Origin of the sequence: Domibacillus sp. A3M-37 (genome assembly GCF_024213455.1) — a bacterium.
Taxonomy (GTDB): Bacteria; Bacillota; Bacilli; order Bacillales; family Domibacillaceae; genus Domibacillus; species Domibacillus tundrae.
The window spans coordinates 47,923-56,871 of the sequence record NZ_JANAVL010000018.1; the positions used below are offsets into that span (position 1 = coordinate 47,923).

At 38.0% G+C, this 8,949-nt stretch carries 10 protein-coding genes and 2 pseudogenes; 4 read left to right on the top strand and 8 right to left on the bottom strand.

The annotated features are described in order from the left end of the window. Positions 1-79 precede the first annotated feature (79 nt). The 4 genes and pseudogenes from NLX67_RS18835 to NLX67_RS18840 all read left to right on the top strand — a co-directional run bounded on the left by NLX67_RS18835 (position 80) and on the right by NLX67_RS18840 (position 2,407). Positions 80-970: a PhzF family phenazine biosynthesis isomerase gene (locus NLX67_RS18835; RefSeq protein WP_254312971.1), complete on the top strand. Its 891-nt coding sequence runs from the start codon at positions 80-82 to the stop codon at positions 968-970. Between the two features lie 437 nt (positions 971-1,407). Next, positions 1,408-1,626, top strand: coding sequence for an EamA family transporter (locus NLX67_RS23320; protein WP_375143420.1), 219 nt, complete (start codon positions 1,408-1,410; stop codon positions 1,624-1,626). Beyond that, positions 1,580-1,786: pseudogene (locus tag NLX67_RS22915) on the top strand (EamA family transporter); the annotation flags it as partial. The gene NLX67_RS23320 and the pseudogene NLX67_RS22915, both read left to right, overlap by 47 nt. Before the next feature lie 9 nt (positions 1,787-1,795). After that, positions 1,796-2,407 carry a DMT family transporter gene (locus tag NLX67_RS18840; protein ID WP_256519997.1) on the top strand — a complete coding sequence of 204 codons (612 nt, stop codon included), beginning with the start codon at positions 1,796-1,798 and terminating at the stop codon, positions 2,405-2,407. 216 nt (positions 2,408-2,623) lie between these two features. On the opposite strand, the pseudogene NLX67_RS18845 reads toward NLX67_RS18840, so the two are convergent. The 8 genes and pseudogenes from NLX67_RS18845 to NLX67_RS18880 form a co-directional block, all read right to left on the bottom strand. Then, positions 2,624-2,845: pseudogene (locus tag NLX67_RS18845) on the bottom strand (hypothetical protein); the annotation flags it as partial. 247 nt (positions 2,846-3,092) lie between these two features. Then, positions 3,093-3,326, bottom strand: coding sequence for a hypothetical protein (locus NLX67_RS18850; RefSeq protein WP_254312975.1), 234 nt, complete (start codon positions 3,324-3,326; stop codon positions 3,093-3,095). A 135-nt stretch (positions 3,327-3,461) separates the two neighbouring features. After that, a complete protein-coding gene (locus NLX67_RS18855) occupies positions 3,462-3,647 on the bottom strand; it encodes a transposase (RefSeq protein ID WP_254312977.1) in 186 nt (61 codons plus the stop codon). Positions 3,648-3,807: 160 nt separating this feature from the next. Beyond that, positions 3,808-4,164, bottom strand: coding sequence for a hypothetical protein (locus NLX67_RS18860; protein ID WP_254312979.1), 357 nt, complete (start codon positions 4,162-4,164; stop codon positions 3,808-3,810). 327 nt (positions 4,165-4,491) lie between these two features. Beyond that, positions 4,492-4,944, bottom strand: a complete 453-nt coding sequence (locus NLX67_RS18865) for a hypothetical protein (RefSeq protein WP_254312980.1) — start codon at positions 4,942-4,944, stop codon at positions 4,492-4,494. Positions 4,945-5,036: 92 nt separating this feature from the next. Then, positions 5,037-5,843 (bottom strand): Lrp/AsnC family transcriptional regulator, encoded by an 807-nt coding sequence (locus NLX67_RS18870; RefSeq protein ID WP_254312981.1) that lies wholly within the window; start codon positions 5,841-5,843, stop codon positions 5,037-5,039. Between the two features lie 812 nt (positions 5,844-6,655). Beyond that, the gene (locus tag NLX67_RS18875; RefSeq protein WP_254312983.1) at positions 6,656-7,639 is read right to left on the bottom strand and encodes an S-layer homology domain-containing protein; all 984 of its coding nucleotides are present in this window, start codon (positions 7,637-7,639) and stop codon (positions 6,656-6,658) included. A 465-nt stretch (positions 7,640-8,104) separates the two neighbouring features. Continuing rightward, a complete protein-coding gene (locus NLX67_RS18880; RefSeq protein WP_254312985.1) occupies positions 8,105-8,668 on the bottom strand; it encodes a site-specific integrase in 564 nt (187 codons plus the stop codon). Between the last annotated feature and the right edge of the window lie 281 nt (positions 8,669-8,949).

Consider the following 8,949-nt stretch of genomic DNA (forward strand, 5'->3'; position numbering starts at 1 on the left):
TAACCATTTACGGTACAATAATTGTTAGTGGTTTCACTTGTCAAACAGGCAGGTTATATGACTAAAGGGGGAACTTATCTTGACAGAAGTGAATGTAAAGCATATTGATGCGTTTAGTTCCATTCCTAATAAAGGGAATCCAGCTGGTGTTGTATTAAATGGCGAGGATTATACAGAAGAACAGATGTTAACCATTGCAACGGCAGTAGGCTTCAATGAAACAGCTTTTGTTGTTTCTTCGGAGGTTGCTGATTTTCGCATCCGTTATTTTACACCTGGACATGAAATAAATTTATGTGGTCATGCGACAATGGGGACGGTTTATGCTTTAAGAATGAATAGCTTACTAGAACAATCAGATTTTACAATTGAAACAAATGCAGGTGTACTGCCTATGCATATTCGTGAAGAAAATAATCAATTGCTTATCACGATGCAACATGCCAAACCTGAGTTTCAATCATTTAGTGGTTCAAGATCCGATTTAGCAGCATCAATCGGATTACGGGAAGAAGATTTACATTCAAAATACCCAATTGTTTATGGAAGCACAGGAATTTGGACGTTAATTATACCAATTAAAGAGTTAGCCAGCTTCGATAAAATGAATCCAGTGGCAGAAAACTTTCCGAGTGTTTTAAAAGAAATGCCAAAAGCTTCTTTGCATCCGGTCTGTTTTGAAGTTCGGGATGATGAAAATGATATACATGCCCGTCACTTTTCATCCCCTTATTCGGGTACAATTGAAGATGCCGTTACCGGAACGGCTTCAGGTGTGATGGGAGCGTATTATAAAACCTTTGTAAACAAAGACACCCGATTACCAAAGACACTCATCGTGGAACAAGGACATGAAATCAATAAAGATGGACGGGTATATGTGCATGTAAAAGGAGAACAAGAGCCATTAGATATCTCTATCTCAGGTACGGCTGTTTACGTTAAGAATATTGTGGTTGAAATTGAATAAGTGTACATATAGCAGCTGAACGTTTGATTAATGAATGAAACAACTTTATTATTCATTTTTGAAATAGTCATGATTTGATTTATTGAAATGTAAACAATTTTAAAGAGCCTTACCACACACAAATTGTAGGAAGGCTCTAACATTTCCGATAAAATTAAACGACTTTATTATCTCTAAACACGTTTTTCGCGCGAGATTCGCCGGTGAATATGCCCCTTTCTTTTTCGTATGCGGGCGGCTTTCCTCCATAAGCCAGGGACTGGTAGCGGCGCAGGTGCCGCTGCGCCAGACACTTTTTTAGTTTCAACCTAGTATGTTTAATATTAATAAAATAAGCTTTGCGCCAAATTAACATTTTGTAAGTTTACGCAATCACTTATCTTGAAATTAACTTGTATAAGAGCATCATTATAATGAATCAGTTAAAAGTTGTTAGTATGATAGCGTTGATTAGTTTAATTTGGGGTTACTTATGGGTTACCGTGAAAATTGGTTTAGAAGCTATGCCGCCTTTTTTCTTCGCATCGCTAAGACTTCTAATAGGCGGTTTTGTATTATTTATTTTTTTATTAGTAAAAAGACAGAAAATATTACCCCAAAAAAAACGAGTGGGCTCCATTTTTCTATTTAAGTTTATTAATGTGCATCGGTTTTAATGCCATATCGATCTTTGGTATGAAATTCGTAGATTCAGGTCTAGCATCTGTTCTTGTTTATACAATGCCTATCATGATTACCTTATTCGCGCATTTCTTTTTGGACGAACATTTAACGTTGAATAAAGTCATTGGCCTCGTTGCCGGAGTAATTGGTCTTTTATTCATAATGGGGCCACACTTACTCCATTTATCTTGGAATCTCTCTTTAGTAGGGCAGCTAATTATTTTACTTTCCGCCTTTTTTTGGGCATGTTCTAGTGTATATACGAAAAAAATTGGTCATGCACACGATAAAGTTAAAATGACAATGTGGCAGCTGTTGATGGGGGGCTTATTCATACTCATTGTATCCTTAGGAAGTGAGCATGAGGCTATAGCGAGAATATCATTATCAACACCATCTGTATTAGCTTTGCTCTATAATGGTATCCTGGGATCAGCTGTAGCATTTGTCGTCTGGAATTGGGTTCTAGGCAAAATACAGGCAACTATTGCTTCTATTTCTTTAATGTCGGTACCTTTACTTGGATTGTTTTTCGGCTGGCTTCAATTAGGTGAACAAATAACTAGTAATATATTAATCGGCGCTGTCTTTATCTGCCTGGGCATCCTCTTTACATCCATTCAGATAAAAAGTAAAAAACTGCTAAAGGTAGTCAACAGTTCGTCCATACTATATATTAAAAGCCCCGGCTGCCTTAGGCAGCCGGGGCTTTTCCAACACAACGTAATTGCATTTATGTTGCTTTACTTTTTGTTAAATGCAGCAAGCATTTAACTGTCATTCCATGTGACAAACCAGCTTTTTCAGATGTCACACCGTATGCCAAACAGCCTTTTTTAAGTGGCACACGATGTGACAAAATCAAAATTTCGTGATATCACGAAAACACTAGGCAGAGCCTAGTCTAACACGGGAAGTGATAGCACGTTTTCCTTATGCTCTTCCTCACTTTTTTTATCTTGAGACCCTTTATTTATAGGCTGCTTATATTTAAGCAAGCACTCGTTTTTGGATGAATTGATACAGGTCTTCTATTTCCTCTTTTTCTTCTTTTTCTATTTGGTACACTTCCAAATACACATCCACTACTTCTCTCAACTTTTGCAAAAATGTTTCAAAATCAACGATCACTTCTGCTGCCCAATCATCCATACCCATAGAAAAACGGACGCCTTCTCCAAAATACTCGCTGTTCCCTTCAGGGTTTTTTTGAGAGAAATGACATCACTCATAATCTCTTGGAATACCATCCAAATTAGAAAAAGATATTAAAAGCTTTTTAAAGGATGCACGGCTGCCTAAAAAATTGTTATAGTATCTTTACATCACAACATATTTAAAATCCCAACTGACATATCTGTTTAAAGGGAGCATTTTAATTCCTCCTTTATAGTCTTTAATAACTAACCTTGATTACAGTTCTGATTTCATTAATAAAAAATTTAAAAAGTGTTTCATGTTATTTTTTTATTCTAAACCAGTTAAGGAAGGATCTTTTTTCTTCTTTTTCGGGCAATGCAGCCCGTTCTGCCTTTTTATCTTCAATCTTTTGATTAAGACTCTGCATCAGCATCCGATCGCGCTGCTCAATTGCTTCATTCATTTTCAGCTCTAATGCCTGGAACATTGCTTCACGTTCTTGTTCTACTGCCTTTTGAACGGCCGAATCAATCATTGCTTCTAAATCACGCATGGATAACGTTACATTCTCACCTTTTTCGCGTTCATCGAGAATATCGCCTAGCGTTTTTTGAGCGTTTTTTTTGCTCGATAAACTTTGATGCTACAGTCGTGACCGCATTTTCCATTGAGCCACCGTTATTTAAAATCATTTTACATTCGGATAACGCTTGAATATGCGTTCATAATAAATGCGCTGCCCCTTAGCATTCCGTTCGAAAAGGTAATGTTGTTTTTCAAGTTCGAGCGACCAGCGCCTTAGTGTATTGGGGTTTACACCTAAGTGCTGCGCGACCTCCTTTGCTAATGTGCCGTATTCTGTTGCGTTTTCCATGCGTTCACTCACCTCTTACTGCCATTCTACATAGGAACATCAAAATCTTTAAGCCTGCTCTTCATATTTCAGAAAAACGGCTGCTGTGATTTATCAAATTCATCAAATAAAAAACACCTGAAATCATTCAGGCGCTAATATTTGAGCTGCCTTTAGTCAGTCAAATATCTCCGTTCAAATAATCTATAATAATGGCCTTTCTGCTTGCTTCATCTACTGATGGCTCACCAGTTCTTTTATCGTACTGGATCGTTGCTTCCAACTTCTCAATGTATGCTCCCGTAGTAAACCCAATATTATCAGCTACGGTATATATAACTTTTTTTAAAGTCTCGTGATATTTTTTTTCATCACCTTCACATAAACTTTCAACGCCAATATAATCAATCAACGCCTTTATTCCAGATAACAAAATATCTATTTCTTCGGTTTCTTTACTTTTAATTTTAACCTGGACGTTATATTGTCCATCCTCTTGAATGTTGGTTTCAAGTTGCATTTCGTTGTACTTGTCCATTTAGTTTCCCCTCACTAAGTTTTTATTGAATTTGCTGTAAAAAGTCAGAAGAGCATAAGGAAAACGTGACCCCACTTCCTGTGTGGTACTAGGCAGAGCCTAGTGTTATCGTGGGTACACGCAATTTCCGTTTTGGCAAATAATTTGACACTTAAAATGGGGTTACTGTCAAAATTTTTTGACAGCAAATTCAGCCAAATGGCAAATTTTTTGACACCTAAAATAATGCCTTACAGTTCAAAAAAGAACGACAAAGAACAGCATTCTTTTGTGTATAGATCATAGGATTATCTAATTTTAAAAATTAGTTACACCCTAATTAAATGGCTATATGTACGACTCATAAACCGTTACTTTATTGCCTTTTAGTTCAAAAATTATATAATCATTACGGTCTTTTTTCAGGTAAAAATAATTTGCCTCTTTTTCTACTTTTTTTATCAAATCATTAATCCAATTTGGAAGTTCTTTTTTTGTTACTTCAAATTTTCCACCACTAATCCAAGAATTAGAAAGGTTTCTTATAGATTGAATATCATTTGATTTCTCATAATGTAATTCTGTAATTGTTTCTCCATCCCCATGAAATTCTCTCTCATTCTTGATCAGCGTTTCTTCAGCTGGATCAGGTATTACTAATCCCCAGTTTGTTTCAATCGTTTCTGCATATGTTGAAGATGTACCTGGGAAAAACCATTCTGGATAAAAGATAAAAGTACCAATCAAGAAAAGAATAGCTACAACAAATGCTGAAAGTATAATTTTCCACTTTTTCTTCATAACAGTAATGTCAAACCACCTTTCAAAAACAGCCTCATAAAATCAATATTGCAGGCTAGTTTCTCTTTTTTCTAGCAACGATTTTTGCTTGTTCAGTAGGGAAGTTCCTCCAACAAATAATCCAGCTTCCGTTCTTCCTTTGCGATTAATTCTTGAATTTCTGTGCGCCAATTTTTCATGCTGCCTGCTGATTCTTCTTCCGGATCTTCCAGCCAGTTAAAGATAGACGGGTGGCTAGAAAAAGACTCCTGGCGCTTCTGGCAGGTAAACATTTTGAGCAGCGTTCCGTAGAAATAGCCTTTAAAATCCTTCCGGATCTTCCGGTGTTTCAGGGCATAAACAGACTGTTTCAGGGCATCAATGACTAATTCCGTGTACTGGTCCAATTCGTGCAGCAAATCAAACTGGCGATAGACAAGGGCAGCTTTTTTCCAAAGGTCATAAATGTCTTCTGCATCATCAAAGAAAGGCTTCGCTGTTTTCACAAATTCATCTGGAACCACTTTCGGTGTAAAAGACGAATTCAGACGATCCTTCTTACGTAAGATCTTTAAAAGATTTTTATTAAAAGATAAATACGTGGTAGGAACGTTTTTTGGCTGTTCCTCCTTACTCTCACAAGGCTTTTCAGCAGTTTCATTTTGGAAATCATTCTGGAAATCACGTAAATCCAGCATGTTTTCCCAATACTTAAAATACGGATGCGCCGTAAATAAATGGACGGGAGCCGTCCGGCAGTTTTGATTACTCGGCCGGCGATACACCGTAAAGATCACACCGTCTTCCCGCAATTTTTTTAGGATATTCCGGATCGTTTTTGCTGAAACGTCGTACCGGTTGGCCAGGTATTCATCTTTCGCAAAGACAAACCCACGCTCTGAGGCAAACCAGCACAGCATATCAATCGCTTTGCGGGGCCTTCCTTCAAGCTCCAGTAGCGTTCGCCGTACGCTGCTTCTACGCCTTTTAAAAGCTGTGGTTTTAGGGATTGCTGCTGGTTATGATTCTCTGCGTGTATTTTGTAGCTCATCATTTGTTTAAATTCATCTGTGTTCACAATTCTGCTTACCGTCATTTTCCTGTCTCCCTTCGGGAAAACAAAAAGACGCATTTACCGTATAAAAACGGTAAACACGTCTTTTGCATGACTGTAAAAGAGAGACTTTCCCCTTGAAACTTACGTTTAAATGCCGTAAAATACAGGCATAAATGTAGAAAAGGTGAAAGCAAGTGTTTACCGTGGTTAGGACACGGTGGACGGTTATAGGTGGTTGGCGCCACACTATAACACGCTTTTGCCTTTTTGCTTTTTCCGCTCGATTTAATTGATTCTATTTATAGCAAACTTTCAGAAATTATACAAGACATGGAAGTAGGAATCCTGTTTTTATCGTTCAATGATGCTTAAAAGAAGAGTCCTAAGATAACAAACGCTAGAATAAACAAAGAAGAAAGAATAAGAAAAATTTTCACTAACCAATAGTTAATAACACGGGGTAAAGGTGTGAAATCTCTAAATACGTGAAATTCTTCTGTGTGTAAAACTCGATGCTTTGTGAACCAGAAGAGAGAGAAATAAAGAATAAACAGCAAAAAAAGAATTATGAATATGATAGGCAGTATGTCTTCTCTCAAGTTATTCCGCTCCTTTTTAAAGAATATTTCATTACAACAAAAAAGCCCGCACTCTGCGGGCTTTTTTGTTGTTTACTTATTCTGCTGCCTGTGTTGCAGGAAGGCCAGCTGTCTGTTCAAATGTAGAATCGACATTTGCACTCGAAGTCGCTTTCACAGCCGTGAAATCAAACGCTGCTTTTACTTCAGCTTCAAAGTCTTCAATGATCATCGTGCCTTTTTTGCCGGCTAATGATAGATTCGTATGGTTGATCACGAAAGTTTTACGGTCAGCTGAGAGGGAATAAGAAGCTGGTTCGAATTCCACTGTGCTTCCACCGCTGTATTGAACGCTAAAATACAGAGAAGCTGCTACATCATCTGCTGTATATTCTGCTGGAACTGCTTCCGTCAAAGTGATTTTCGTTTGAGTGGCAGAAGTCACCTGCACATTTGCCACTAACGGGAAATAGGAGTTTTCAACGACAAAGAGATACGTTCCATATAACAAATTGGCAAATTCACCGCGTGTGATATTTAAGTTCGTACCGTATGATGTGCTCGTCTTGCCGGATGTAATACCTGTTCCATAAAGAGCTTCTATATAAGGCTTAAATACGCCTCCAACGTCCGAAAATGGCGTTTGCTCCTTGTATTCTTCCAATTCAAATGCTGTCACAAGGAATTTGGCCATTGCACCGCGACTAAGAGTCAATCCCGGCTTGAATTCTGTTTTTGTCACACCAGAAATCACACCAATTTCCGCAAGTGCGTTAACAGATCCTCTTACACGGTTATTTAAATCCTTAAAACCAGCATCTGGTGCATTTTCTGTATCAAGCGTGAGCATATTAGCTAAAATAACGGCCGCGTCGCCCCGTGTTAACGTTTGGCTCGTACCGAATTTTGTAGCTGAAATACCATTGACTACCTCAATTTCATATAAAAAGCTGACTGCTTCATCGTACCGGCTTCCTACGTCTGTAAAAGGATGGCTGGACTCTGCGCTCGCTGGAACTGCTAAACTAGAAATGGCTACTGTAGTGGCTGTGGCAGCAGTAAATAAAGAGAATTTGTTCAAAGGGTTATCTCCTATTCTTAGATGTGTTAAAGAGATTCTATCATCTCCCAAAATACCCGTAAATAGTATAATAGTATACTTTAAACTAAATCCCCTATTCATCTAAAAGGAGCCATTCACCATGATCTACCTTACGTTTATTAGTTATCAGATTTTATTATTTAGCATTTCATTTATAGTCAATATTTTTGCCAATGAATACATAAGCACGCCCTTTAATTATGTTGATGTAATAGCGGCTCTTCTGTCTCTACCAATTCACTTTCTCGTTCTGGATTTGATCATAAAATTGTATAAAAAGCATCATTTTTCAATAAGAAAAAACGTTTTGTTATCTATATCATCTTTTTTGTTAGCTTTTTTATTTATCGCATTACTAGAAAATCTTTGGTTTGAATTAACCGGTAAAATGTTGTTTTAGCCTGTGTGGTACTCTGGTTCTCCAAACTCTATTTTACAATTTATTTATAAAGAGAAATCTTCTAGCACCCGATCCACCATTTCATCATTAATCCCAATATAGCGAAGGGTTACAGAGGGTGCAGAGTGGCCAAATATCTGCTGCAGCATCGCGACATCCTTCGTCTGCTGGTAAAAGTGGTATCCAAACGTTTTCCGCATGGTATGCGTCCCGATGGCCCCTGTAATTCCACATGCCCGTGCAGCCCTGTTAACGATCCTCCAGGCGTTTTCGCGCCCGATTGGACCTTTGCCCTTCCGGGAAGGAAACAACAGGTCAGAGTCGGCCATATGGCGCGTGTATTTCTCAATTTCCTGTTTTAAAGCGCCGGTCATGCGAATTTTCCTGATTTTGCCCGTTTTTTTCTCCTTCACGCGCAAATGATCGGTATTTCGAACGTCCATCACACGAAGCCCGACGATATCGCTGATACGTAACCCGGAGTTGATACCGAAGGTAAACAAAAAATAATCCCGGTACGACTGGTGAAGCAGATACTCTTTCATTGCCCGGATCTGTTCCGGATCACGGATCGGATCGACCGTGTTTTGACCTTGTTTTTCAGCCATGAAAACCCCTCATTTTTTATTCATTTTGTTATATTAAATATAACATATATATTCAATTTGTTGCATTTGTAGATCGGCAGCCAAAAAAAAACAGGTGCCATCCCTTGATAATGAAGGGGTGGCGCCTGTTTTCTCAGGTTTTTTCGAATGCAACATAATAACTATTATGTTGCATTCAACTGTGCTGCTTTCTTTTCAGTTAGTTTTGTCGGTATCTTTTTGAGTAGAAAAAATTCGTAATTACAAAGCCAACTGCTATTGATATAGAAAAACTTGAAAGA

Bases quoted from the DNA above. Each gene is read 5' to 3' on its own strand.
- NLX67_RS23320 (WP_375143420.1), top strand. From the start codon at position 1,408: ATGATAGCGTTGATTAGTTTAATTTGGGGTTACTTATGGGTTACCGTG.
- NLX67_RS18840 (WP_256519997.1), top strand. From the start codon at position 1,796: ATGGGGCCACACTTACTCCATTTATCTTGGAATCTCTCTTTAGTAGGG.
- NLX67_RS18850 (WP_254312975.1), bottom strand. From the start codon at position 3,326: ATGCGTGATTTAGAAGCAATGATTGATTCGGCCGTTCAAAAGGCAGTA.
- NLX67_RS18855 (WP_254312977.1), bottom strand. From the start codon at position 3,647: ATGGAAAACGCAACAGAATACGGCACATTAGCAAAGGAGGTCGCGCAG.
- NLX67_RS18860 (WP_254312979.1), bottom strand. From the start codon at position 4,164: ATGGACAAGTACAACGAAATGCAACTTGAAACCAACATTCAAGAGGAT.
- NLX67_RS18865 (WP_254312980.1), bottom strand. From the start codon at position 4,944: ATGAAGAAAAAGTGGAAAATTATACTTTCAGCATTTGTTGTAGCTATT.
- NLX67_RS18870 (WP_254312981.1), bottom strand. From the start codon at position 5,843: ATGCTGTGCTGGTTTGCCTCAGAGCGTGGGTTTGTCTTTGCGAAAGAT.
- NLX67_RS18880 (WP_254312985.1), bottom strand. From the start codon at position 8,668: ATGGCTGAAAAACAAGGTCAAAACACGGTCGATCCGATCCGTGATCCG.